Annotated in this window: 29 protein-coding genes; 16 read left to right on the top strand and 13 right to left on the bottom strand. The window is 65.6% G+C overall.

Annotation, left to right across the window (positions count from 1 at the left end; all coding sequences use genetic code 11):
* Positions 1-20: 20 nt before the first annotated feature.
* Complete coding sequence (gene greA / locus KQ693_RS09985) at positions 21-491, top strand: transcription elongation factor GreA (protein ID WP_015717289.1); 471 nt, start codon at positions 21-23, stop codon at positions 489-491.
* On the opposite strand, the gene recO is transcribed toward greA, so the two are convergent.
* Entirely contained in the window at positions 486-1,181 is a 696-nt protein-coding gene (gene recO / locus KQ693_RS09980) for a DNA repair protein RecO (protein WP_267261147.1), read from the bottom strand. The two genes, greA and recO, sit on opposite strands and share 6 nt — an antisense overlap.
* A gap of 19 nt (positions 1,182-1,200) precedes the next feature.
* Between recO and KQ693_RS09975 the strand changes: the two genes are divergently transcribed.
* The 6 genes from KQ693_RS09975 to queA all read left to right on the top strand — a co-directional run bounded on the left by KQ693_RS09975 (position 1,201) and on the right by queA (position 7,039).
* Positions 1,201-1,431 carry a hypothetical protein gene (locus KQ693_RS09975; protein ID WP_267261146.1) on the top strand — a complete coding sequence of 77 codons (231 nt, stop codon included), beginning with the start codon at positions 1,201-1,203 and terminating at the stop codon, positions 1,429-1,431.
* A gap of 147 nt (positions 1,432-1,578) precedes the next feature.
* Positions 1,579-2,082, top strand: coding sequence for a DsrE family protein (locus KQ693_RS09970; RefSeq protein ID WP_038031477.1), 504 nt, complete (start codon positions 1,579-1,581; stop codon positions 2,080-2,082).
* Positions 2,083-2,119: 37 nt separating this feature from the next.
* A complete protein-coding gene (locus KQ693_RS09965) occupies positions 2,120-2,878 on the top strand; it encodes a TIGR00282 family metallophosphoesterase (RefSeq protein WP_267261145.1) in 759 nt (252 codons plus the stop codon).
* Positions 2,875-5,460, top strand: coding sequence for a phosphoenolpyruvate carboxylase (locus KQ693_RS09960; RefSeq protein WP_267261144.1), 2,586 nt, complete (start codon positions 2,875-2,877; stop codon positions 5,458-5,460). Before KQ693_RS09965 ends, KQ693_RS09960 begins: the two co-directional genes overlap by 4 nt.
* Before the next feature lie 11 nt (positions 5,461-5,471).
* Positions 5,472-6,008, top strand: a complete 537-nt coding sequence (locus KQ693_RS09955) for a LabA-like NYN domain-containing protein (protein WP_267261143.1) — start codon at positions 5,472-5,474, stop codon at positions 6,006-6,008.
* Positions 6,005-7,039, top strand: a complete 1,035-nt coding sequence (gene queA, locus KQ693_RS09950; RefSeq protein WP_219759580.1) for a tRNA preQ1(34) S-adenosylmethionine ribosyltransferase-isomerase QueA — start codon at positions 6,005-6,007, stop codon at positions 7,037-7,039. Before KQ693_RS09955 ends, queA begins: the two co-directional genes overlap by 4 nt.
* Here the strand turns inward: queA and KQ693_RS09945 are convergent.
* Entirely contained in the window at positions 7,029-7,421 is a 393-nt protein-coding gene (locus tag KQ693_RS09945; RefSeq protein WP_267261142.1) for an inorganic diphosphatase, read from the bottom strand. The two genes, queA and KQ693_RS09945, sit on opposite strands and share 11 nt — an antisense overlap.
* The gene (gene mgtE / locus KQ693_RS09940) at positions 7,418-8,767 is read right to left on the bottom strand and encodes a magnesium transporter (RefSeq protein WP_267261141.1); all 1,350 of its coding nucleotides are present in this window, start codon (positions 8,765-8,767) and stop codon (positions 7,418-7,420) included. Before mgtE ends, KQ693_RS09945 begins: the two co-directional genes overlap by 4 nt.
* 207 nt (positions 8,768-8,974) lie before the next feature.
* Here mgtE and ffh point away from each other — a divergent pair, with 207 nt between their 5' ends.
* From ffh to rplS, 6 genes are all read left to right on the top strand, one after another.
* The gene (gene ffh, locus KQ693_RS09935; RefSeq protein ID WP_038031469.1) at positions 8,975-10,279 is read left to right on the top strand and encodes a signal recognition particle protein; all 1,305 of its coding nucleotides are present in this window, start codon (positions 8,975-8,977) and stop codon (positions 10,277-10,279) included.
* A gap of 6 nt (positions 10,280-10,285) precedes the next feature.
* Positions 10,286-10,540: a 30S ribosomal protein S16 gene (gene rpsP / locus KQ693_RS09930; protein ID WP_015717279.1), complete on the top strand. Its 255-nt coding sequence runs from the start codon at positions 10,286-10,288 to the stop codon at positions 10,538-10,540.
* A 65-nt stretch (positions 10,541-10,605) separates the two neighbouring features.
* A complete protein-coding gene (locus tag KQ693_RS09925) occupies positions 10,606-10,824 on the top strand; it encodes a KH domain-containing protein (protein ID WP_015717278.1) in 219 nt (72 codons plus the stop codon).
* Positions 10,825-10,855: 31 nt separating this feature from the next.
* Positions 10,856-11,344: a ribosome maturation factor RimM gene (gene rimM, locus KQ693_RS09920; RefSeq protein ID WP_019550148.1), complete on the top strand. Its 489-nt coding sequence runs from the start codon at positions 10,856-10,858 to the stop codon at positions 11,342-11,344.
* Complete coding sequence (gene trmD / locus KQ693_RS09915) at positions 11,345-12,064, top strand: tRNA (guanosine(37)-N1)-methyltransferase TrmD (RefSeq protein ID WP_267261140.1); 720 nt, start codon at positions 11,345-11,347, stop codon at positions 12,062-12,064.
* A gap of 54 nt (positions 12,065-12,118) precedes the next feature.
* Entirely contained in the window at positions 12,119-12,580 is a 462-nt protein-coding gene (gene rplS / locus KQ693_RS09910) for a 50S ribosomal protein L19 (protein ID WP_015717275.1), read from the top strand.
* A gap of 39 nt (positions 12,581-12,619) precedes the next feature.
* Here the strand turns inward: rplS and KQ693_RS09905 are convergent, their stop codons facing one another.
* Positions 12,620-13,240 (bottom strand): response regulator, encoded by a 621-nt coding sequence (locus KQ693_RS09905; RefSeq protein ID WP_267261139.1) that lies wholly within the window; start codon positions 13,238-13,240, stop codon positions 12,620-12,622.
* 43 nt (positions 13,241-13,283) lie between these two features.
* Between KQ693_RS09905 and sdaAA the strand changes: the two genes are divergently transcribed.
* The gene (gene sdaAA, locus KQ693_RS09900; protein WP_267261138.1) at positions 13,284-14,147 is read left to right on the top strand and encodes an L-serine ammonia-lyase, iron-sulfur-dependent, subunit alpha; all 864 of its coding nucleotides are present in this window, start codon (positions 13,284-13,286) and stop codon (positions 14,145-14,147) included.
* A gap of 1 nt (position 14,148) precedes the next feature.
* On the opposite strand, the gene KQ693_RS09895 is transcribed toward sdaAA, so the two are convergent.
* Complete coding sequence (locus tag KQ693_RS09895) at positions 14,149-15,006, bottom strand: sulfurtransferase (protein ID WP_267261137.1); 858 nt, start codon at positions 15,004-15,006, stop codon at positions 14,149-14,151.
* A 258-nt stretch (positions 15,007-15,264) separates the two neighbouring features.
* Here KQ693_RS09895 and KQ693_RS09890 point away from each other — a divergent pair, with 258 nt between their 5' ends.
* Positions 15,265-15,945: a zinc metallopeptidase gene (locus KQ693_RS09890; RefSeq protein WP_267261136.1), complete on the top strand. Its 681-nt coding sequence runs from the start codon at positions 15,265-15,267 to the stop codon at positions 15,943-15,945.
* The gene (locus KQ693_RS09885) at positions 15,946-16,194 is read left to right on the top strand and encodes a TFIIB-type zinc ribbon-containing protein (protein ID WP_267261135.1); all 249 of its coding nucleotides are present in this window, start codon (positions 15,946-15,948) and stop codon (positions 16,192-16,194) included.
* Positions 16,195-16,244: 50 nt separating this feature from the next.
* Here the strand turns inward: KQ693_RS09885 and KQ693_RS09880 are convergent, their stop codons facing one another.
* The 8 genes from KQ693_RS09880 to KQ693_RS09845 all read right to left on the bottom strand — a co-directional run bounded on the left by KQ693_RS09880 (position 16,245) and on the right by KQ693_RS09845 (position 23,708).
* On the bottom strand, positions 16,245-16,895 hold the full coding sequence (locus KQ693_RS09880) for a peroxiredoxin (RefSeq protein ID WP_267261134.1): 651 nt from the start codon (positions 16,893-16,895) through the stop codon (positions 16,245-16,247).
* Between the two features lie 75 nt (positions 16,896-16,970).
* Entirely contained in the window at positions 16,971-17,297 is a 327-nt protein-coding gene (locus tag KQ693_RS09875) for a nucleoside triphosphate pyrophosphohydrolase family protein (RefSeq protein ID WP_267261133.1), read from the bottom strand.
* Entirely contained in the window at positions 17,284-20,316 is a 3,033-nt protein-coding gene (locus tag KQ693_RS09870) for an AAA family ATPase (RefSeq protein WP_267261132.1), read from the bottom strand. The genes KQ693_RS09875 and KQ693_RS09870 overlap by 14 nt, the downstream gene beginning before the upstream one ends.
* A complete protein-coding gene (locus KQ693_RS09865) occupies positions 20,313-20,810 on the bottom strand; it encodes a GerMN domain-containing protein (RefSeq protein ID WP_219759594.1) in 498 nt (165 codons plus the stop codon). The genes KQ693_RS09870 and KQ693_RS09865 overlap by 4 nt, the downstream gene beginning before the upstream one ends.
* Positions 20,811-20,812: 2 nt before the next feature.
* Positions 20,813-21,958, bottom strand: a complete 1,146-nt coding sequence (locus KQ693_RS09860; RefSeq protein ID WP_267261131.1) for an N-acetylmuramoyl-L-alanine amidase — start codon at positions 21,956-21,958, stop codon at positions 20,813-20,815.
* Positions 21,955-22,389: an SsrA-binding protein SmpB gene (smpB, locus tag KQ693_RS09855; protein ID WP_219759596.1), complete on the bottom strand. Its 435-nt coding sequence runs from the start codon at positions 22,387-22,389 to the stop codon at positions 21,955-21,957. The genes KQ693_RS09860 and smpB overlap by 4 nt, the downstream gene beginning before the upstream one ends.
* 1 nt (position 22,390) lies before the next feature.
* A complete protein-coding gene (locus KQ693_RS09850) occupies positions 22,391-23,101 on the bottom strand; it encodes a carbon-nitrogen hydrolase family protein (protein WP_267261130.1) in 711 nt (236 codons plus the stop codon).
* Position 23,102: 1 nt separating this feature from the next.
* Entirely contained in the window at positions 23,103-23,708 is a 606-nt protein-coding gene (locus KQ693_RS09845) for a biotin transporter BioY (protein ID WP_019550159.1), read from the bottom strand.
* Positions 23,709-23,748: the final 40 nt, after the last annotated feature.

Below are 23,748 nucleotides of genomic sequence, written 5' to 3'. Positions count from 1 at the left end.
TTTTTACACGGAGGGAAGGAATGAAGAAGCCGGTTTACCTCACCCCAGAAGGCTTTAGGCGCCTTCAGGAGGAGCTGCATCACCTGAAGACCACCAAGCGGCAGGAGATTTCCGCCGACTTTGAACAGGCCCTGGAGGAAGGGGATTTAAGGGAGAACGCCGGTTACGACGAGGCGCGCCGGGCCATGTGGCAGAACGAGGCCCGCATCGCCCAGCTGGAAGACCTCTTGGCCCGGGCGGTGGTGGTGGAGGGGAATGGTTCCTACGACCAGGTGGCCCTGGGCTGCCAGGTGGAGCTGGAAACCGAATCCGGGGAAAGGCTTTCGTTGGCCATCGTGGGTAGCCACGAGGCGGATATCTTCAGCGGCAAGATCTCGGACGAGTCCCCCCTTGGCCAGGCCCTTTTGGGTAAGAAGGTGGGGGACGTGGTGGAGATAAGGGGCAAGAAGGGAGCCCAGGTCTACACCATCCTGGAGATCAAGCCCCTATAGTTCGGCGGTGAGCCCAGGTGTGGCCTTGAGGGGGCCTAGGGCCTCTTCCGCATGGTGTTTCAAGGCGAGGAATAGCCTTTCCAGGGGAGCCTCTTCCAGATAGGGAAGGGCCTCGCTACCCGGAAGATGGAGGATGGCCCTGAGGGCCTCCACGCCCTTTTCCCCCAGGTAGATGCCCTCCTCCCCGTACGGGCCGGACCCGTGAACCAGGCGGCCTGCCTTCAGGTATAGGCCAGGCCCCAGAAGGTTTGGGCTTAAGCCCCCCGCCTTCACCACCCGCCATCCCGCCCATACCAGGGGCAGAAGGGGCCTGGGGTGCTTGGCGATGCCCCTCAGGCCGGAGATGAAGACCGGGTAAATCCTGGGGGCGGCTTCCGGGGAGGCCAGGCGGTAGGAGAGCTCCGCCAGAAAAGAGGCCAGAAGGAAGCGCCTGGGTTCCTCCAGGCCGTGTAGCCTTCCGAGGAGCTCCGCCTGGGTAAGGGTGGGAAGGCCCTCCCCCTTGGTGTAAAGCTGGAAGCGCACGTGGTGAAACAGGGAGAGCCTGCCCGAGCGCCCCGAAGGGCGCACCCCCTTGCGGGCCACGGCCTCGAGGCTTCCTTTGGGAGTGAGGAACCGCAAAAGGAGGTCCCCTTGAAGCAGGGCCTTCCGGCCCACCACAATGCCTTCCTCCAGGCGGTACCGCTCCACCATTCCAGTGTATGCTGAGAGTATGGAACGGAGCCTGCGCGACATCCTGGAATGGGTGGTTTTGGGCCTCTTGGTGGTGGTGGGGGTGCTTTTGGCCCTCTGGGTGGGGGGATGGGTCTTCACCTTCTTGGGCCGGGTGCTTCTGGCCCTTTCCGGCCTCATCTGGGAGCTTCTGCGGTTCGCCATCCCCTTGCTGATCCTGGCGGCCATCGGCTACGGGGTGGTTTATCTATTGCAGAAGCGCACTGCATAGGCTAGCGGCTCGAGGAAAGCCTGGGGATAACCTGGAATAAGTGCCCAGCCCCCGTTGGAGGGGCTGGGCTTATCCTTAGGGTGTTTCATACCCTTGACGGAGGAGATGTGGGGGGTGTACGCTTTCCCCCAATAGAAGGGAGGGAGCATGGACCGCAGGTTTCTGCTGAGGTTAGGAGCTTTTCTGGGGGCGGGTTCCCTGCTGGGGGCCCGGGCCAACGAGCGGGTGGCCTACAAGGACTTCAAGAAGGAAACCCCGGTGGCCGTGGTTTACCACCTGGACTTCGGGGATCCCAACCGCTTTGGACAGATGCTGACCAACATCAGCAACCACCTGTCCGTGTACGACAACGATCCCTTCAAGATCAAGATCGTGGTGGTGGCCCATGGTGCCGGGGTGCAGTTTTTCCTCAAGGATCTTGAGGGTACCCCCTGGGCCTCGGCCCAGTACGACCGGGAGGCCCTGTTCAGCCGGGTGAAGCAACTTGCCCAGCTTGGAGTGGAGTACTACCTCTGCGAGATCACCTTTAGCCGGAACAACATTCCCAAGGACAAACTTCGTCCGGATGAGTTCCTCAAGTGGGTGCCTTCCGGGGTGGGGGCTTTGGGAGAACTTCAGGCCAAGGGGTACGCGTACATCAAGGTAGGCTGAACCTGAAAGGACCCGCATGGGTGCGTATAATGCCCCCATGCGGGTTCTCTTCATCGGCGACGTGATGGCCGAGCCCGGCCTGAGGGCGGTGAGCCTCCACCTGCCGGACATCCGGGACCAGTACGACCTGGTCATAGCCAACGGGGAGAACGCCGCCCGGGGTAAGGGTCTGGACCGGCGTTCCTACCGCCTCCTACGCGAGGCGGGGGTGGACCTGGTGTCCCTGGGAAACCACGCTTGGGATCACAAGGAGGTCTACGAGCTCTTGGAACGGGAGCCCGTGGTGCGGGCCCTCAACTACCCTCCTGGCACCCCCGGGTGGGGGTGGTGGCGGCTTAGCGCAGGTGGGGAGAGCCTTCTCTTCGTGCAGGTGATGGGCCGGATCTTCATGGATCCCCTGGACGATCCCTTCCGCGCCCTGGATGCCCTTTTAGCCCAGGAGAAGGCGGATTACATCCTGGTGGAGGTGCATGCCGAGGCCACCAGCGAGAAGATGGCCCTGGCCCACTACCTGGATGGGCGGGTCACGGCCGTGCTGGGCACCCACACCCATGTGCCCACCCTGGATGCCATGCGCCTGCCGAAGGGCACCCTGTACCAGACCGACGTGGGCATGACCGGCACGTATGCATCCATCATCGGCGGGGAGGTGGAGACCTTCCTGGCCCGCTTCCTTACGGGTAGGCCCCAGCCTTTTCGGGCTGCCCAGGGAAGGGCGCGCTTCCACGCCACCGAGCTGGTTTTGGAGGGCGGCAAAGGGGTTTCCATAGGCCCTTACGTGTGGGAGGAGCCGTGAAGCCTGCGAAGGAGGATACCTTTGACCTATTGCGGGCGGAGGTGGACCTTTTAGGCCGCCTTCTGGGCGAGGCCATCCGGGCGGTTTCGGGGGAGCGTTTTTTCGCCTTGGTGGAGGAGGTGCGCCTCCTATCCAAGGCCCGACGACAGGGGGACGAAGGAGCGAGGGCCACCCTTTTGAAGCGGGTGGAGGGGCTTTCCCTCGAGGAGGCCGAGGCCCTGGTGCGGGCTTTTACCCATTACTTCCACCTGGTAAACCTGGCGGAGGAGAGGCACCGGGTGCGGGTGAACCGCCTTAGGGCCCAGGCGGAAACCCCGGAGAACCCGAGGCCCGAGGGCTTCTTGGCCCTGGCCAGGGCGTTGAAGGAAAGGGGGCTTTCCCTGGAAGAGGTGGAGGCCCACCTGAACCGCCTGGAGCTATGGCTCACCTTTACTGCCCATCCTACAGAGACCCGCAGGCGGACCCTAAGGCACCATCTGGAAAAGTTACAGGAGGAGCTGGAGGCCCAAGACCGTTCCCGCTTGGCGGCCAGGGTGGCCCTGCTCTACGCCACCGAGGAGGTGCCCAAGGCCAGGCCCACGGTGGAGGACGAGATCAAGGGCGGGCTCTACTACCTGCCCACCACCCTCTGGCAGGCGGTACCCCGGGTGGTGGAGGGCCTCGAGGCCGCCCTGGAGAAGGTCTATGGCAGGCGTCCCCGCCTGAAGAGCCCGGTGCGCTTCAGGAGCTGGATCGGGGGGGACCGGGATGGCAACCCCTTCGTCACCCCTGAGGTGACCGCCTTTGCCGCCCGATATGCCCGCCAGGTGGCCCGGGAGCGGTTTTTGCTGGAACTGGAAAACCTGGTGCGGGACCTTTCCCTTTCCGAAACTAAAGTTCCCGTGCCCAGGGGGGTGCGGGAGGGAGGGGAGGGAACGGAGCGCTTCCCCGGGGAGCCCTACCGGCGGTTCTTCGCCAGGCTTTATGCCCGCCTGGAGAAGGGTGAGGCGAGCACGGAGGAGCTTTTGCGAGCCCTGAGGGTGGCGGAGGAGGGCCTGGCCTCCGTGGGCCTGGAACAGGTGGCGGCCTCCTTCCTCTGTCCCCTCGAGGCCCGCCTTTTCGCCTTCGGCCTGGAGCTTGCGCCCTTGGACCTGAGGGAGGAGTCCGGGAAACTCCTGGAGGCAGCGGCGGAACTCCTCAGGGTTGGGGGGGTCCACCCCGATTTCCTTTCCTTGCCCCCCGAGGCCCAGGAGGCCCTCCTCACCGAGGAGCTGAGAAGCGCCCGTCCTCTTTTGCCCGTGGGCCATGAGCCCCAGGGGGAGGCCCTGCGGGTGGCGTTGGGGGCCTTTCGGGCCTGGTGGGACAAGGGGGCCCACGTGGTGTCCATGACCCACCACCCCGGGGATCTCCTTGCCGTGTTCCTTCTCGCCCGGGAGGTGGGGCTTTACCGGCCGGGAGCCCCTTTGCCCCTGGATGTGGTGCCCCTCTTCGAGACCCTCGAGGACCTCCACCGGGCCCCGGAGGTGCTCACCCGCCTTCTGCAAAACCCCGTCTTCCTGGCCCACGCCCGGGGCCGGGGCGGGGTGGAGATCATGATCGGCTACTCCGACTCCAATAAGGATGCTGGCTTCCTGGCTGCCAACCTGGCCCTTTACGAGGCCCAGGAGGCCTTGGCCAAGGTGGGGCAGAGCTTCGGCCTGCCGGTTTTCTTCTTCCACGGCCGGGGTACCTCCACCGCCCGGGGCGGGGGGCCTGCGGGCCGGGCCATCGCCAGCCTGCCCCCCAGGAGCGTGGGGCACCGCATCCGCCTCACGGAGCAGGGGGAGGCCCTGGCGGACCGCTACAGCCATCCTGAGCTGGCCGTGCGCCACCTGGAGCAACTTCTCTTTCACTTCGCCCAGGCGGCCTTGGGTGAGGGGGTGGAGCCCAGACCTGAGTGGCGGGAGGCTTTGTGGCGGGCAGGGGAGGAGAGCATGCGCCGCTACCGGGCCCTTTTGGCCCAGGAGGGTTTCTTCCCCTTTTTCGAGGCCTTCACCCCCATCCGGGAGATCGGGGAACTCCCGATCGCCAGCCGCCCTGTGTACCGCCACGGCCGGGTGCGGGAGATCCGCGACCTCAGGGCCATTCCCTGGGTGATGGCCTGGACCCAGGTGCGCCTGCTCCTGCCCGGCTGGTACGGGCTTACGGCCTTGGAGGCCTTGCCCCTGGATCTTCTCAGGCGGATGTACCGGGAGTGGCCCTTCTTCGCCACCACCTTGGAGAATGCCGCCATGGCCTTGGCCAAGGCGGACCTGGGGGTGGCGGAGCTTTACCTGCGCCTGGTGCCGGAAAAGCTACACTCCCTCTTCCACAGCCTTGCCCAGGAGTACCAAAGGACGGTGGCGCTTCTGGAAAGCATCTTCCAGGCCCCCCTCCTTCACAACCAAAGGACCTTGGAAAGGCAGATCGCCTTGCGCAACCCCTACGTGGACCCCATCAACTTCGTGCAGGTGGAGCTTCTCCGCCGCTACCGCGCTCCTGGGGGCCGGGAGGATGAGGCCTTGAAGAAGGCCCTTCTCCTCTCCATCCTGGGGGTGGCGGCGGGCCTTAGAAATGCGGGTTAAGATGGAGGCCGATGGAGCTTGGCCAGCATCCTGACCAGCGGGTGGGCGTTTTCGTGGACACCCAGAACCTTTACCACTCCGCTCGGGACTACTACGAGCGCAACGTGAACTTTGAAAGCCTCCTGCGCTTTGCCGTGGGGGGGAGGCGTCTGGTGCGGGCCACCGCCTACGTGGTGGAAAAGGAAGGGGACACCTCCGCCTGGCCCTTCATCTACAAGCTTTCCACCATCGGCTACCGGGTGCGGCGCATGTACCTCACGGTGAAGGAGGTGGGTGAGGGTGGCAAGCCCATCTACGAGGGGAACTGGGACATGGGCATCGCCGCGGACATGGTGAGGCTTATGTCTCACCTGGACGTGGTGGTCCTGGGAAGCGGGGATGGGGACTTTGTGGAGATCCTCGAGGTCCTCATGGAACGGGGCATCCGGGTGGAGGTGATCGCCTTCCGGGAGACCACCGCCCAGAAGCTCATCGATGCCGTGGACCGCTTCGTGCACCTTCCCGATATCCCGAATGCCTTCATGGAGCCCAAGAACACCGAGCGATGAGCCTCGAGGCCTACGACTACTTCCTGCCCGAAGAACTCATCGCCCAGGAGGGGGTGGAACCCCGGGATAGGGCCCGGATGCTGGTGGTCCATAGGGAAGGGCCTTTTCGTGCGGAGCACCGCCAGGTCAGGGACCTTCCCGAATACCTTCGCCCGGGGGATGTGCTGGTGTTTAACGAGAGCAAGGTAATCCCCGCCCGCCTCTTGGCCCAAAGGCCCACGGGGGGAAGGGTGGAGGTGCTTCTGGTGCGGGAACGGACTCCGGGGCTTTGGGAAGCCCTGGTGGGGCCCGGCCGCAAGGCCAAGCCCGGCACCAGGCTCCGCTTTCTATCTCCCCGGGACCTCCGCGTGGTTCCGGACCTCGAGGCGGAGGTGGTGGGGGTGGAGGAGGATGGGGTGCGGCTCCTCCGCTTCCAGGGGGACCTGATGGCCCACCTGGAGGAGGTGGGGGAGGTGCCCCTGCCCCCCTACATCAAGGCCAAAATTCCTCCGGAACGCTACCAGACCGTGTACGCCAGGCGCCCGGGCTCCGTGGCCGCCCCCACCGCTGGGCTTCACTTCACCCCGGAGCTTCTGGCCCGCCTGAGGGGCATGGGGGTGGAGCTCCGCTTCCTGACCCTGCACGTGGGCCCCGGCACCTTCCGCCCGGTGAAGGGGGATCCCGAGGAACACGAGATGCACCCCGAGCCCTACGAAATCCCTGAGGAAACCGCAGAAGCCATCAACCGGGCCAAGAAGGAGGGCCGGAGGGTGGTGGCGGTGGGCACCACCGTGGTCCGGGCCCTGGAGAGCGCCTTCCGGGAAGGGATGGGGGTGGTGCCGGGGATGGGGGAGACCCGGCTTTTCATCCGCCCGCCCTATGCCTTCCAGGTCATAGACGCTCTTTTCACCAACTTCCACCTGCCCCGTTCCACCCTGCTCATGCTGGTGGCCGCCTTCCTGGGCTACGAAAAGACCATGGAGGCGTACCGGCTTGCGGTGGCGGAGCGGTACCGGTTTTACTCTTTGGGGGACGCTATGCTTATCCTCTGAGCAACGCCTTCAGCCAGTCCCTGGCCTCCTGTGGGCCGAGGAGAAGGGGCTTGCGGCTTCGGTGGAACCAGGCGAGGAGTTCTTGGGCTTCCCTTGGGCTTGGCCCTTGCCCCTGGGCCTCGAGGAGGATCTTGTGGTCCCCATCCGCCAGCCACACCATGCCTACCACTTCCCCCTCCACCCGGGTTCCCGGGGAAAGGGGAGGTCCCAGGAAAACCGCATCCACCTCTTCCCCGTCGGCGGGGTTGACGAGGCCAGGGATGAGGCCATAGTTCACCGGCGCCGGTTGGTCCATGGCCACCAGGGCCAGGTGCCCTTCCTTCCAGGCATAGCGGAAGGGGCTCCCCTTGCTCCACTCCACCACCATGCGAAGCCGCGTCATCCCAGATCCAAGAGAAGCCGGGCCACCGAGAGGTAGATGAGGAGGCCCGAGATATCGGAAAGGGTGGCTACCAGGGGATTGGAAACCAAGGCCGGGTCCACGCCAAGGCGCCTTAACACCACGGGGAGCATGGCCCCCACCAGGTTGGCGAAGAGCACCAGGAGGAAAAGGGCCAAGCCCACCGCCGGGGCCAAGGCGGCGTGCCCGTCCAGAAAAACCTTACCCAGGAGTAAAGCGGCCAGGGTGAGGCCGAGAAGGCTACCCACCAGGGTTTCCTTGGCCATTACCCGGCGCCAGTCCCTGAGGTCTAGGTCCCGGGTGGCCAGGGCCCGGATGATGAGGGTGGCGGACTGGTTGCCGGTATTGCCCCCCGTGCCCAGGAGTACGGGGACATAGAAGGCCAAGGCGGTGGCGGCCTCCAGGAGGCTTTCAAACCCCTGGAGGATGGAACTGGTCACCATGCCCGTGAGGATGAGGATCACCAGCCAGCGGACCCGGGCCATCCAGAGGGCGATGGGGGAGGCTTGGCTGTACACCAGGTCCGGCACGTCCACCGCCGCTAAGCGGTGGATGTCCTCGGTGGCTTCCTCTTCTAAAACGTCCAGCACGTCGTCCACCGTGACGATACCCACCAGCACCCCGTCCTCGTCCACCACAGGCAAGACGGTGAAGTCGTAGTCGGCCATGAGGCGGGCTACCTCTTCCTGGTCGGTGTCCGTGCGGGCGAAGACCACCTTGGGGTTCATGATCTCCGCCACCTTGGTCTTCGGGTCGGCCACGATGAGGTCCCTCAAGGACAAGACCCCCTTGAGGCGGCCCGCCTCGTCCACCACGTAAATGTAGTAAATGGTTTCCGCATCGGGGGCGGCCCGGCGCAGGAAGCGGATGACCTCCTCCACGGTCATGCCCTCCCGCACCGCCACGTACTCGGGGGTCATGAGGCCGCCTGCCTCGTCCTCCTCGTACTGGGTGAGTTCCTCCACCTCGGCCCGGGTCTCGGGGTCCAGGGCCTCCTTAAGGCGGCGGGCTAGGTCGGGGTCTTCCTCCTCCACCGCCTGGAGGGCGTCGGCCAGGTCGTCCAGGGAGAGCTCCTCCAAGAGCTCCCGCACCCGCCAGGGGGGAAGGGTCTTCAAGTACTCCGCCTGCTCCTCCGCAGGGAGGTTGGCGAAGACCTCCGCGGCCCGGTCCTTGGGAAGGAGGGTGAGGACCACATAGCGGTGCTCCCCCTCGAGGTCATCCCACACGGCCAAAAGGTCCTGGGGATGGGTTTCCTCCAGGAGCCTCTGTAGCTTCAGGGTGTCGCCTTCTTGCAGGGCTTGGCGCAGAGGGGAAAGGGTCGTCTCCACAGGCGGCCTCCTTTCACCCGAAGGCCGCCTGCTGGGCGGCCTTCAGGGCCTAGGACTCGAGGGCAAAGCCCCTAGCATACCTTCCTTAGCCTAGGGTTCCCGGTCGGGGCCGTCAACCGTGCCCACTAGAAATGTGGGAAAAATTGAGGTTGACACGCTCAAGGGGTCTGGCCTATTCTAAAGCCCGGCCTGGCGGCCGGGAGGCTCATGTTTGCGAAGCTGGCGGGAAGACTGCAGGAGGCCATAGACCGCTTAAGGGGACGGGGCCGTATCACCGAGGAGGACCTGAAGGCCACCCTCAGGGAGATCCGTCGGGCCCTGATGGACGCCGACGTGAACCTGGAGGTGGCGAGGGCCTTTGTGGAAAGCGTCCGGGAGAAGGCCCTGGGCCAGAAGGTCCTGGAAAGCCTTACCCCGGCCGAGGTGGTGCTGGCCACGGTCTACGAGGCCCTGAAGGAGGCCTTGGGCGGGGAACCCCGCTTCCCCACCCTGAAGAACCAGAACCTGTGGTTCCTGGTGGGCCTCCAGGGCTCCGGGAAAACCACCACCGCGGCCAAGCTGGCCCTTTTCTACAAGGGGAAGGGAAGGAGGCCCCTGCTGGTGGCGGCCGACACCCAGCGCCCGGCAGCCCGGGAGCAGCTTCGCATCCTGGGGGAAAAGATCGGGGTCCCGGTCCTGGAGGTGCAGGATGGGGAGAGCCCCGAGTCCATCCGCCGTAGGGTGGAGGAGAGGGCCAGGCAGGAGGTTCGCGACCTCATCCTGGTGGACACCGCCGGGCGCCTGCAGATCGACGAGCCCTTGATGGCGGAGCTTGCCCGCCTCAAGGAGGCCATGAACCCTGACGAGGTGCTCCTGGTCCTGGATGCCATGACGGGCCAGGAGGCCCTTTCGGTGGCCAAGGCCTTCGACGAGCGGGTGGGGGTCACGGGGCTCATCCTCACCAAGCTGGATGGGGATGCCCGGGGTGGGGCGGCCCTCTCCGCCCGGCACGTGACGGGGAAGCCCATCTACTTCGCCGGGGTTTCCGAGCGCCCCGAGGGCCTGGAACCCTTCTACCCCGACCGGCTGGCGAGCCGGATCCTGGGCATGGGGGATGTGGCCACCCTGGCGGAGAAGGTTCGGGCTGCGGGCCTCGAGGCCGAAACCCCCAAGTCCGCCAAGGAGCTCACCCTGGAGGACTTCCTCAAGCAGATGCAGAACTTGAAGCGCCTGGGCTCCTTCTCGGAGATCCTCGCCATGCTTCCCGGGGTGGGTAAGGCCTTGCCCGCTGGGGTCCAGGTGGACGATAAGGCCATCAAGCGCCTGGAGGCCATCGTTCTTTCCATGACCCCCGAGGAGCGAAAGGACCCCCGCATCCTAAACGCCTCCCGGCGCAAGCGCATCGCCAGGGGAAGCGGCACCAGCGTGCAGGAGATCAACCGCTTCATCAAGGCCTTCGAGGAAACCAAGGCCCTAATGAAGTCCCTGGAGAAGAACAAGGGCCGGGGACTCATGGGAATGTTCAGGAGGTAGGAAAGAATGGTAAAGATCCGACTTTCTCGTTTCGGCTCCAAGCACAACCCTCACTACCGCATCGTGGTCACCGATAGCCGCAGAAAGCGCGACGGCGCCTACATCGAAAAGATCGGGTACTACGATCCCCGCAAGACCACTCCCGAGTGGCTGAAGGTGGACGTGGAGCGGGCCAAGTACTGGCTTTCCGTGGGGGCCCAGCCCACGGACACCGCCCGGAGGCTTCTCCGGCAGGCGGGGGTTTTCCGGAAGGAAGGCTAGGGGTTAGGGCCCCTGAGGGCGCCGGTGGGTGTACCCACCCGGCGCCTTTGCCTTAACATGGGGCCATGAAGGACTTGGTGGAGTATTTGGCCAAGAGTGTGGTGGACCAGCCGGAGCGGGTCCGGGTGCAGGAAAGGCGTACCCGGGAAGGTCCCCTTTACGTGGTGGAGGTGGCCCCTGAGGATAAGGGCCGGCTCATCGGCAAGCAGGGCCGGGTCATCGAGTCCATCCGTACCCTGGTGCGAGCCTACGCCAAGCGCAAGGTGGGGGTGGAGGTGCGCTAGGCCCGCGGGGCTTTGGCATAATGGATTAGGGATGCGCCTGGTGGAGATCGGTCGGTTCGGTGCCCCCTATGCCCTGCGCGGGGGTCTGAAGTTCCGGGGTGAGCCGGTGGTGGCTCACCTGGAGCGGGTCTACGTGGAGGGGCATGGCTGGCGGGCGGTGGAGGATCTCTACCAGGTGGGGGATGACCTGGTGGTTCACCTGGCAGGGGTTTCCAGCCGGGAGCTGGCCGAGCCCTTGGTGGGCCTCCGGGTGTATGCCGAGGTGGAGGAACTTCCCCCCCTCGAGGAGGGCCGGTACTACTACTTTGCCCTGATTGGCCTACCCGTTTACGTGGGGGGCTTGAAGATGGGGGAGGTGGTGGACATCCTGGACGCAGGAGCCCAGGATGTCCTGGTGATCAAGGGCGTGGGGGAAAGGCTTCGCGACCAGACGGAGCGCCTGGTACCCCTGCAGGCGCCCTACGTGCGGGTGGAGGAGGAGGGCATCCACGTGGAGCCCATCCCCGGCCTCTTTGACTGAATGCGCTACACTATCCTCACCCTTTTCCCCGGCCTCATACGCCCCTGGCTTTCGGAATCCCTCCTGAAGAAGGCCCAGGAGCGGGCTCTCATCCAGGTGGAGGTGGTGGACCTCAGGGCCTATGGCCTGGGGCGGCACCGCACCGTGGACGACACCCCCTATGGCGGCGGGGCGGGGATGGTGATCCGCCCGGATGTGGCGGTGGCCGCCTTGGAGGCCGTTCTACCTGCGGATGAGGTGATCCTCCTTTCCCCGGCGGGGGAACCCTTCACCCAACGGGTGGCGGAGGAGCTGGCCCAAAGGGATCACCTGGTCCTTCTTTCCGGGCGGTACGAGGGGTTTGACGCCCGGGTGGAGGCCTTTGTGACCCGCTCCCTTTCCATTGGGGATTACGTGCTCATGGGGGGGGAGGTGGCGGCCTTGGCGGTGCTGGAGGCCACCGCCCGGCTTGTTCCCGGGGTGATCGGGGATCCGGAAAGTCACCGGAGGGATTCCTTTGTCCGCGGGCTCCTGGACCACCCCCACTACACCCGCCCCCCGGAGTTCCGCGGGCTTCGGGTGCCGGAGGTTCTCCTTTCGGGGAACCACCCGGAGGTGGACCGGTGGCGCAGGCAGGAAGCCCTGAGGAAGACCCTTGCCGTGAGGCCGGAGCTGGTGCGGGAGGCCAGGCTCGGGCCCCTCGAGGTGGCCTGGCTTGCGGAAATGGACCGCGAGGGCTAGACTTAGGTCTGTTGCCCATGAACCCCTCGGGGTTCCTCTGGGAGGGAGGAGAACATGAACCGAGGAGCGCTGCTTAAGGTAGTAGAGGCCAAGTATACCCGCACCGATCTCCCGGAGTTCCGGCCCGGCGACACCGTGCGGGTGGCCTACCGGGTAAAGGAAGGCAACCGCACCCGGGTGCAGAACTTTGAGGGCATCGTCATCAAGATCAAGCGGAACGGGTACAACACCAGCTTCACCGTGCGCAAGGTGAGCTACGGCGTGGGGGTGGAGCGCATCTTCCCCCTGAACTCCCCCCTCATCGAGAAGATCGAGATCGTCCAGCGGGGCCGGGCCCGGCGGGCCAAGCTCTACTTCATCCGCGAGCTTTCCGAAAGGGAGATCCGCCGCAAGCTCCGCGCCGACCGCAAGCGCATCGGCCAGGACCAGGAAAGGGCCCGGGTGGCCAAGGAGGAGGCGGAAGCTGCCCAGGGCGCTACAGAGGCGGCTTCCGAAGGGGAACCCTCCGCCGAGTAAACGGGGGGCTATGGGAAGGGTGGGTTTGCCCGCCCTTCCTTATTTCTTCGCCAGGAATCCCAGGGACCTTGCCTTTTCCAGGGCTTCCACCCGGTTTCGGGCCAGGAGCTTGCCGTAGAGGCTTTCCAGATGGTCCTTCACCGTGTCCGGGGAAAGGCCCAGGGCCTTGGCCATCTCCTTCACGGAAAGGCCCTGGGCCAGGAGGCGGAGGACTTCCTCCTCCCTCGAGGTGAGGCTGGGCAGGTCGGGGGGCTTCAGTTTTTCCTCCCCCTGGGCCACGCGGAGAAGGCGCCTTTTGAGCTCGGGAGCGGAGAGCTCCTTGGAAAAGTAGGCGTCAGCCCCGGCCAAAAACGCTTCCCGCACCAGGGCGGGCTCCTGGTAGGTGGTGAGGAGGGCGATGAGGCCGGAATACCCCTTCTTCCGGAGCATACGGGTGCACTCTAGCCCATCCAATACGGGCATCCTCAGGTCCAAGAGAACCGCTTCCGGGTTCAGGGCCAGGGTCTTTTCCAAGGCCTCCTTCCCATCCTGGGCCTCGGCCACCACCACGAGCCCTTCCCCCTCGAGGCCCGCCCTAAGCCCCAGGCGGAAGAGGGGGTGGTCGTCGGCGATCAGCACGCGGAGGCGGGATCCAGGGTTGCCCATCCTGGCCTTTAGCATAGGCCTGCGGTGTGAAAACGAGGCCAAAGCCTATACTTAGGCTATGCCCTTGACCCTGAACGACCTTGCCGCCCTTCCCGGCCGGGCGTCGGAGGCCATGCTCCGCGAGGAGGTGGAGGAAACCGGGCTGGCTCCCGAGACCATCCTGGATAAGCTTCGGGAGCGCCTTGGCATCATGCGGGATTCCATCCGGAGGGGTCTCGCCTCGGATGCCCCCAGCGTGGCGGGAATGGTGGGGAAGAATGCCAAGACCTTGTGGGAAGCCCCGGATCCCTTGCGGGATCCGCTTTTAAAGCGGGTTCAGGCCTACGCCATGGCGGTCAACGAGGAGAATGCCCGCATGGGCCGGATTGTGGCGGCTCCCACGGCGGGTAGCGCCGGGACGCTTCCCGGGGCCTTGCTGGGGGTGGCGGATCACCTGGGCATCCCCGATGAGGACCTCCTCATGCCCATGGTCCTGGCCGCCGGGGTGGCCAAGGTCATCAACCGCCAGATCTACATCGCCGGGGCCAGCGGGGGGTGCCAGGCGGAAATCGGTTCCTCGGCGGCCATGGCGGCGGCCGCCGTTACCGAGCTTCTCGGGGGGAGTGCGGAGGCCTCTGCCCATGCGGCGGCCTTGGCCCTGCAGAACACCCTGGGTTTGGTTTGCGATCCCGTGGGGGGGTTTGTGGAGGTGCCTTGCGTGATGCGCAATGGTTTTTATGCGGTGCATGCGGTGAGCGCCGCCTCCATGGCCCTGGCAGGGATAAGGAGCGTGATCCCCCCCGACGAGGTGATCCTGGCCATGGCGGGCATCGGCCGCCTCCTGCCCTTGGAGCTCAAGGAAACAGGCCTGGGGGGATTGGCGGACACCCCCACGGGGCGTCGGCTGGCCGCCCAGGCCCTGGGGGAGGCTTCCGAGGATTGAGCTATTCCTCCCCTTTGGCTACCGGAACCCCCACCAGGTTGCCCCACTCCGTCCAGGAGCCGTCGTAGTTCTTCACGTGGGGGTAGCCGAGGAGGTACTTGAGGACAAACCAGGAGTGGCTGGAGCGCTCGGCGATGCGGCAGTAGACCACCACATCCTTATCCGGGGTGATGCCCAAGGACTGGTAAAGAGCCTGAAGTTCTTCTGCCGTTTGGAAGGTGCCATCGGGGTTCACCGCCTTGGCCCAGGGGATGTTTTTGGCCCCTGGGATGTGGCCGGCCCGTAGGGCTCCTTCCTGAGGGTAGTTGGGCATGTGGGTGAGCTCCCCCCGGTACTCCTCGGGGCTCCGCACGTCCACTAGGGCACCCCTGCCCTCCTTAACCTTGAGGATGTGCTTGAGGACCTCATCCCGGTAGGCGCGGATGGACTCGTCCCGGTAGGGTACCCGGTAGCTCCCCTTGGGGTAGGTGGGCACCTCGGTGGTCAGGGGACGACCTTCCTCCACCCACTTTTGCCGCCCCCCGTTCATGAGGCGCACGTCCTGGTGGCCGTTATATTTGAAAAACCAGAAGGCATAGGCGGCCCACCAGTTGTTCTTGTCCCCGTAAAGGACCACGGTGGTGTCGTTGGAGATTCCAAGCCGTTCCATGAGGTTGGCGAACCCTTCCTCGTCCACAAAGTCCCGCACCACCGGATCCCAGAAATCCCGTTGCCAGTCCACCTTTTGTGCCCCGGGAATATGGCCGGTTTCGTAGAGCAGGATGTCCTCGTCCACCTCGAGGATCCTCACCTTGGGATCCTCCAGGTGCTCCTGGACCCAGTCCGTGCTCACCAGAACCTCGGGATGCGCGTAACCCATACCTCACCTCCCGCCCACAAGATACCCTTGAGCGAGTGAGAGTAAAGGGGGTCTATGCACATTCCCGTCCCGATCCTTGCCAGAAAGGGCTGAGTCTGGTATAAAGGGAACCGCGGGGAGTAGCCGCCCCTTGTGGGGCCAGCCGGTCGTCAGTACGGGAGCAATCCCCGGTCGGCTGGGGCGCCTAAGGGCGCATGGCGAGACCACCTGTATGGGTGGCCTCGGTTTTTGCTACTCTTCGGAAGGAGGTGGACGGGAATGGACATACTGGCGCTCTTGCTCATGGGGTTGGTCTTCGTGGCCAGCCTGCTGATTCAAGGAGGTCTCCAGGCTACCTTCGCCCGATTCAGCCGGGTGGCCAACAGCCGGGGGCTTACGGGGGCTGAGGTGGCCCGGGCCATCCTGGATGCCCATGGCCTCACCCACGTCCGGGTGGAGCCGGTGCCCGGGGCCCTCACGGACCACTACGACCCCCACGCCAAGACGGTGCGGCTTTCCGAGCCTAACTACGCCTCGCCCAGCCTGGCGGCCCTGGCGGTGGCCGCCCACGAGGTGGGGCATGCGGTCCAGGATGCCCATGGCTACACCTGGCTCCGGGTGCGGGCCAGCCTGTGGCCGGCGGCCAGCCTGGGCACCAACCTAGGTCCAATCCTGGTGGTGGGCGGGTTGATGCTGGGGGCCATCGGTTTGGCCAAGCTCGGGCTTTACCTCTACCTGGCGGTGGCCCTATTCCAGCTGGTGACCCTCCCCGTGGAGTTCGACGCCTCCAGGCGGGCCCTGGAGTTCCTGCGGCGCATGGGCTTCCTCTCCCAGCAGGAGATGTCCCCTGCCCGGCAGGTGCTCACCTGGGCAGCCCTCACCTACGTGGCTGCCTTGGCCAGCTCCTTGGCCACCATCCTCTACTACGCCAGCCTCCTCATGGGGCGGAGGGAGGAGTAGATGCCCCTTCTCCTTTGCCCAAGCTGCCAGGTGGGCATGAAGGAGGTGGAAAGGCGGGGGGTCCTCATCGACGTCTGCCCCCAGTGCGGGGGGGTGTGGCTGGATAGGGGGGAGCTGGAAAAACTCCTGGCGGAAGCCAAGGAGGTGGAGCGGGCCTACGAGGGGGAGCGGGAGGCGTACTACCGAAAGGAGGGGAAGCCTTACCGCAAGAAAAAGGGCTTCCTGGAGGTGTTTGACCTCTTCGATTAGGCTTTAAGGAAAACCCCCCCGGGGAGGGTCCCCGGGGGGTTGGGGTTTACCTACTCCGCCTTCTTAAGGCGCAGATACCAGCGCTTGTACTCCGTGTACTCGGCCTTCCTGGCCTCGTCGGCCTTGACCTCGTCCAGGGTGGCTGGGGGCTTCACGATGGCGGGCTCACCCGGCTGCCAGTCAGCGGGGGTGTTCAAGCCGGTGCGGTCGGTGAACTGTAGGGCCCGGATGAAGCGCAGGATCTCGTCGATGTTGCGGCCAGTGGTGAGGGGATAGTAGAGCATGCCCCGGAGGATGCCGTTGGGGTCGATGATGAACACCGCCCGCACCGCAGCGGTTTCGCTGGCGGCAGGGTGGATCATGCCGTAGAGCTTGGACACCTTCATGTCCAGGTCGGCGATGACCGGGAAGTTGATGGCGATCCCGGACATCTCCTCGAGGTCCTTAAGCCAGGCTAGGTGGGAGTAGATGGAGTCAATGGAAAGGCCCACCAGCTGGACTCCCAGTTCTTCAAACTCCTTTTGACGCCGGGCGAAGGCCAGGAACTCCGTGGAGCAGACCGGGGTGAAGTCGGCGGGGTGGCTGAAGAGCACCACCCATTTGCCCTTGAGGTCGGATAGCCGAAGCTCTCCAGCTGTGGTCTTGGCCACAAAATCCGGGGCAGGTTCGTTTAAACGGGGTAGGGTAACGGTTCCTTCCATCCTTTACCTCCTCGGCTGATGCGCCAGCCGAAGGCCACTATACCCTAATGGGGTATCAGATGCAAGTGATTTTCGTTAGCGATTATCCCCTGAGCCCCCCAGTTTCCCCCGTTCCAGGCGGGAGCGGAGCTTGGCCAGGTTGCCTTGAGCCACCTCCTCCAGGCCCACCCCCAGGTCGGTGGCCAGCTGGGCCACATACCAAAGCACATCCCCGAGCTCAGCCACCAGATCCTCCCGGGTAGCCTGGCTGAGGTTTCCTCCATGGTCCCGGAGGATTTTCTTTACCTTGTTGGCCAGTTCCCCGGCTTCCCCCGCCAGGCCGAGGGTGGGGTAAAGAAGCCGGTAGGCTTCGGGGTAAAGGGCGGTTTTCTTGGCTTCCTGCTGGTATTCATTTAGGGTCATAGGCAGCCTCCTTGCGGATGGAGAACACCCGGCTCACGCCCCCTTGGGCGGTGACCCCATAGAGGGCGTGGCAGGCTTCCATGGTGCGCTTCTGATGGGTGACCAGGATGAACTGCTTGCCGGAGTTGAGGAAGCGGGTGAAGCGGACGAGGTTGGCCTCGTCAAGGGCGGCGTCCACCTCGTCCAGCACGGCCAAGGGTAAGCCGCCCTGGAGTTCGCCCAGGGAGAAGAGGAAGGCGAGGGCCCCCAGGGTCTTTTCCCCCAGGGAGAGGAGGCGGAGGTCCTGGGTGCGCTTTCCCGCCGGGATCACCACCAGCTTTAGCCCCCGCCCTTCCCGCCTGACCTCGGCCCGGGCTCCGAGGAGGGCTAGGGCGTATTTCTGAAAAGCGCTTTCGAAAACCTGGTAGCTCTCCTTCAGCCTCTCCCCGTAGGCTTTTTCCACAGCCTTGGCCTCGGCCTCGAGGCGAAGGAGGGCTTCCGTGGCGTCCTGCACCTCTTTGATCTGGGCCTCGAGGTGGGCTTCCAACTCCATTAGCTCTCTTTCCGCAAGGGCGTTTACGGGTCCTAAGGCTGCCCGTTCCCGTTCTACCTGGGCTAGCCTGGCCTGGAGGGCCCTGGGGGTGCCGGGCAGGCGGTCTAGCGGGGGGAAGGAGGCCCTCTCCCGGCCCAGTTCCTCCAGGAGGGCTTCCCTGCGGGCCAGGAGCAGGCGGAGGTTTTCCCGCTCGCTCAAGAGGGCGTTGGCCCGGGTAAGGGCCCGGGTTTGCTGGTCCTCAAGGTCTGTCCTTTCCGCCCGCACGGCCTTAAGGTGTTCCTCTAGCTCCTGGGCCTTGGCCAGAAGGGGCTGGGTGGCGGCGAGTTTGGCCTTCAGTTCCTCCATCCTGGCCTGGATGCGGCGCACTTCCTCCTGGGATGCCGCCCAAGCCTCCCGGGCCTGGGAGAGGAGGCGCCAGCGCTCGTGGGCCTCTGCCTGGGCCAGGATTCCCTCCAGCTCCTCTTTTTCCTTCTCCAAGGCCAGAAGGCGGGCCTCCTCCCAGGTTTCCTGGGGAGGTGTGGAGGGTTGGGGAGGCGGGGCTAGGGGGAAGCGAAGCCTAGCTTGTAGGGCTCCCACCTGGGCCCGGGCTTCCTCCAGGCGGCGGTAGGGGGGTAAGGAGGCCAGGGCTTCCTCTAGGGCTTTGATCTCCCCGGCGAGCTGGTCCTGCTCGGTTTCCAGGTCCTCCAGGCGCCGCCTCAAGAGAAGAGTTTCCCCACCTCCCTTTAGGCGCCCACCGGATAGGGCTCCCAGGCGCTCCAGCACCTCGCCTTCCAGGGTGACCACCCTTTCCCGGCCCAAAGCCTTCCGGTACGCCAGGGCTGCATCCAGGTCGGCGAAGACCAGGGTATCCCCCAGGAGGGCAAGGAGGATTTCCTTCTCCGGTAGGCCGGGGTGCCGGAGCCGGGCCAGGCGAAAGGCAGGTCCCAGGAGGCCGGGCGCAGGAGGGGGAGAGGGGGGAGGTGGCGGGGAGAGAAGGGTTAGGGGCAGGAAGGTGGCCCGGCCCCCTTCCCGTTTCAGGAGGGCGATGGCGGCCTTGGCGGCCTCCTCGTCCTGGGTGAGGACCCAGTGGAGCCGGGGGCCCAGGGCCACCTCCAAGGCCAGCTCCAGCCCCGGCTCGGGCCGGACCAGGTCCGCCACCACCCCCAGCACCCCAGGAAGCTTCCGCACCCTTCGGGGTCCCTCGTGCAGGTCGCTGCCGGCCTCCAGAAGCCGCCTGAGCCGCTCGGCCTCCCTGAGGGCTCCCTGGGCCTGGGCGCGCAGTTCGGCGAGGCGGGTTTCCAACCGCTTCCGTTCGGCCATTTTCCCCTCGAGGTCCCGAAGTTCCTCAAGCCTTTGAGCAAGCTCCTCCTCCAAGCGGGCGCGTTCCGCCAGGGCTTCCTGGTAAGCCTTCAGGCGTTCCTCGTAGCGGGCGGTTTCCGTCAGGTACCGGCGGAAGGTTTCCTCGTGGCGCTTTTTGGCGGCCAGCAGGCGGGCTTCTTCCGCTTTCAAATGCCTCAGCTGGGTGCGGAGCTCCTCGAGGGGCCGGGGGGGAGGGGGTACCGGGGGGCCAGGGTCTTCAGGAGGGGGACGGTCCAGGGCCCTTTGCAGCCGGGCGAGCTCCCTAAGCTCCCGCTCGAAGCCCTCCCGCTCCTTGAGGCGCAGGCGCACCGCTTCCAGCTCTTGGCGCAGGGATTCCTCTTCGCGGGCCAGGGCCAGGCGCCTTTGCTCCAGGGCTTGGCGCTCCTTCTCTAGGGTTTCCTCCTCCCTGGCCAGGGCCTTAAGCCGCTCCTCGGCCCTCGCCATCTCGGCTTGGGCTTCCTCCATGCGGGCTTCCAGGAGGCTTACCTTGAGGGCCAGGGCCTCCAGGTCCAGGGTCTGGGCGTGCTTGGCCCGGTGGGCTTCCCCTCTAAGCCGTTCTGCTTGGGCCTTAAGCTCCTGGAGTCCCCGCTCGCGCTCTTCCAGAAGGCGGCTTGCCTCTTGCAGCTCCTTCTCGGCTATCCGGGCGGCTTCCGCCACCGGCTTTAGTCCAGCAGCCTCCTCAAGGTGGGCCAGCAGGACTTCCTCGGGGGCTTCCAGGAGGGCGGCCACCTCCCCCTGGCCCACGATGGCGTATCCCCCTCGGCCCAGGCCCGTGCCCGCAAGGTGGAGGGCCAGGGCCTTGGCGCTTAAGGGGCGGCCGTTTACGCGAAAGAGGGAGCGGTCCCCTTCGATGCGCCGTTCCACGGTGAGCCTTTCCCTTCCCCGGGAAAGCTCCAGGCGGACCTCTGCCATGGCCTGGGGCGGGCGGCCCTCGCCGCCATGGAAGAGAAAGGTGCCAAGTTCCTGCCCGCGTAGCTCATGGGCGCGGGCCCCGGTCACGAAGCGCAAGGCCTCCACCAAGTTGCTCTTGCCGGAGCCATTGGGCCCGATGATCCCGGTGATGGGATCCGGGAAGTCCAGGGCGGTGCGCTCCGCAAAGGACTTGAACCCCTGGAGGACGAGGCGGTCGATGCGCCAGGTGTCCCTCATGGTAGGCGGAAAGGCTGGCTTAGATCCAGATGGGCTAGGCCCGGCTTCGGTTCTCCCTCCACCAGGAAGCGCACCTCCTGGGCCTGGGGGAAGGTGGAAAGGAGGGTATAGGCCAGGCTGTAGAGGCGCAGGGCTTCCTGGCTGGCATCCAGACCCAGGGCAAAGTCGCCGGGAAGATCCACCACGAAAAGCTTGCCCAGCCGGTAAAGGGCCCGGGGCTTGGGGGCTTGAAGGGCCTCGGCCCAGGTGGCCAGGACCTTGTTTTCCGGGGTATCCCCCGGGGCCAGCTCGAGGGTACGGGTTTCCTTAAGGAGGCCCTGGGGCGGGTTGGGTAGGTAGAGGATCATGGGTAGGCTGCTTGCGCCCGAGGTTTCCTCCGAGGGCAAGGGCAGGGCGGACGGTGCCTGCCATCCCTGGCTTTGCCAGTAGACCCAGGCCCCCAAGGTGAAGAGGACGAGGCCAAGGAGGTTCCAGACGGTCAGGAGTCGGCGCATGGCTACTCCAGATAGGTGCGGATGGCCTGGGCGATGGCCTCCGCCACCTGATTGCGGGCCTCAGGGGTCTTCAACCGTTCCACCCCCACCTCCAGGACCACCCCCGCCCCGGGGATGTCGGTGAGGGCGTAAGGACCCTCTGCCCGGGCCAGCACGATGCCCAGGGCGGAAAAAGCTTTTTCCAGAGCCTCGGCCAGGCGCCGTGGGTCGCCGGCGTAGACCTTTAGCAAGGTGGCCTGCTCTGCCGGGGCCGAGGCCAGGAGGGCCTCGGCGTTTTGGGCTAAGGGGGTGGAGCGGGCCTTGGGCAGGTAGAGGTTCACCGCACCACCCTGGGTGACATGGAGGGAAACCACCACCGAGGCTGCCTGGGCCAGGCTCAAGCGGGCCTCGAGGGGCACGGTTTCATCCCCTTGCCGGGAGAGCCGGGCGTTGGGCAGAAGGGCGGCCACCCGCCTGGCTAGGTCCAGGGTAAGATCCTTCTCCAGAAGCCCCCCTGCTGAGATGCCTGGGTCCTTCCCCCCGTGGCCGGGGTCCAGGAGGACCGTGGGCGTGGGTCTGGTCGGGGGACCCCACTCCAGGGCTACCTGGCCTCCCCCGGGGTAGTAGAGCCTAGTGGGCGGGGTTTCCAGGGTGAGGCGAAGTCCCCGGGCTTCCTGGCTCAGGCCCGCTCCTTCTCCCTGAGCCAGGAGGAAGAGGACACTGCTGCCCTCCACCAGGGCGTTGACCTCCCGGGAGAAGCGAAGGAGGATTTGGCCCGGCTTTCGCTCCACCCCCAAAAGCCTGGCCCAGGGCAGTTGGAGGAGGATGCCCTCCTGGGCCCGGTATTCCAGGCCCAAGGCGTCGCTTAACGGCCGCAAGGGGACGAAGACCTCCTGCCCCCGTTTCCAGGCGGCCCCCCGGGCGGCGGCCTGGGCCTCGTTTTCCACCAGGGGGAAAACCTTGTAGCGGCTTCCCAGGCCCAGGGCCACCTGGCCTTCCCCTTGCCACAGGGCGAGCCCCAGGCCCCGGGCTATCAGGCGCACCTCCCCATAGGACACGCCTCGCCCCCCCGGGTAAAGGGCTTGGCCCACCTCACCCCCCACCAGGAGGGGTCTTGGAGCCTGGGCCAAGGCGGGAAGGAGAACCAGGGCTAGGGCAAAAAACCTCATAGCTCCTCCAGGGCGCGGCGCACGGCCTGCTTCTTGTCGTCTTCCTTCCTTTGATAAGCCTTTTTGCCCCGGGCCAGGCCCAGGAGCACCTTGGCGTACCCCCTTTCATTGAAGTAGATCTTAAGGGGTACCAGGGTGAGGCCCTTCTGTTCCACCCTGCCCCTTAACCGGTTGAGCTCGTGGCGGTGAAGGAGGAGCTTACGCTTTCTCCTGGGGTCCACGTTGGTATAGGATCCCTTTTCATAGGGAGCGATGTAAAGATTTTCCAGGTAAAGCTCGCCGTTTTCAAACTTGGCAAAGCTTCCCGTAAAATCCACCTTACCGGCGCGCAGGGACTTGACCTCGGTTCCCTTTAGGACGATCCCCGCCTCGTAGGTTTCCAGGATCTCGTAGTCGTGTCGTGCCCGGCGGTTCTCCAGCACGGAGGCCATCTTACCAGAGCCGGTAGGCCTCTATCCGGCGGTGGCGGAGGATGGGGTAGCGGGCGCGGTACTCTTCCAGGAAACCCAGGTCCAGGTCCACCACGAGGAGGCCTTCCTCCCACCTCGAGGCCAAAAGGCGCCCATCGGGGGCCACCGCCAGGGAAGGGCTTCCCGTGTCCGCCCGATTGGCGAGGAGGAGGTAAGCCTGGTTCTCCGCCGCCCTCGCCCGAGCTAGGACCGTAAGAAGCTCCTGGTACTCCCCCGGCCAGGCCGAGCCCACCAGAAAAACCTCGGCGCCCATCAGGGCGTAGCTGCGAAAAAGTTCGGGGAAATCCAGGTCATAGCAAAGGGCAAGCCCAAACCTACGTCCCTGGAACTCCCACATTACGGGGCCCTCCCCGGGCTCAACGCCCTCGTCCCCTTCCTCCCCCAGGGCCAGAAAGGGATGCACCTTGTCGTAGAAGGGACCCTGGGGGAAGACGCCAAGCCGGTTCCTGGGGCCTTGGGCCAGGTAGCCCGCCACCACCTTCATGCGGCTTTCCTCGGCCAGGGCCTCGAGGGCTTGGGGAAGGTCTTCTTCCCCTTGCCTCCCCAGGACCAGCTCGGGGAGGAGGAGGGCCAAGGCCCCCTCCCCCCGGGCCTGGTGCACCAGGGGGGCTAGGATCTTTAAAAGCCTAGGTAGGCTTTCCTGCCTTCCAAGGTGCGCCAGGGCCAGCCGCACGTTAGCGCCTTCCCAGGACCTTCCAGGCAGAGGGCAGGACCAAGGCCGCCACCACCGCCTTCACCAGGTCCCCGGGGATGAAGGGGAAAAGCCCCATGGCCAAAAGGGCGCCGGTGCCCGCAAACTTTCCTGCCCCCATGAGCCAGGCGGCAAGCCAGGGAAGCCCCACCAGGTAGAGCAGGGCGTTGCCCGCCAGCATGGCCAAAAGGGTTCCCAGGAAGCTCCGGTCCAGGCCGAACCGCTCCACCAGTAGCCCCACCAAGCCTGCGGCCAAGGGGAAGGCCAGGAGGAAGCCCCCGGTGGGGCCGAGGATCTTGGCCAAGCCTCCTGTACCCCCAGCAAAGACGGGTAGGCCCATGGCTCCTTCCGCCAGGTAGGCCAAGAGGGACAAGAAGCCAAGGCGGCTTCCCAACGCTGCTCCCACCAGGAGGATCGCCAGGGTCTGGCCGGTGATGGGCACGGGGGTGAAGGGCAAAGGAATGCTGATCCGGGCGGCCAGGGCCACCAGGAGGCTACCTGCCAGGATCAGGGCCAGGTCCCGGGCCAGGGTGCGGTGGGGCCAGAGGGTTTTAACCAGGGGTGGATAGGGGAGAACCTCGGTTTTCATCTTCCATACCTCCCGGACCACGCAGGGTGGTCGTCAACAA

The sequence above is a fragment of the Thermus brevis genome, assembly GCF_026427635.1.
Lineage (GTDB): Bacteria > Deinococcota > Deinococci > Deinococcales > Thermaceae > Thermus > Thermus antranikianii.
Note: the sequence above shows the minus strand (reverse complement) of the source record. Positions and strands in the feature narration are given on the sequence as shown.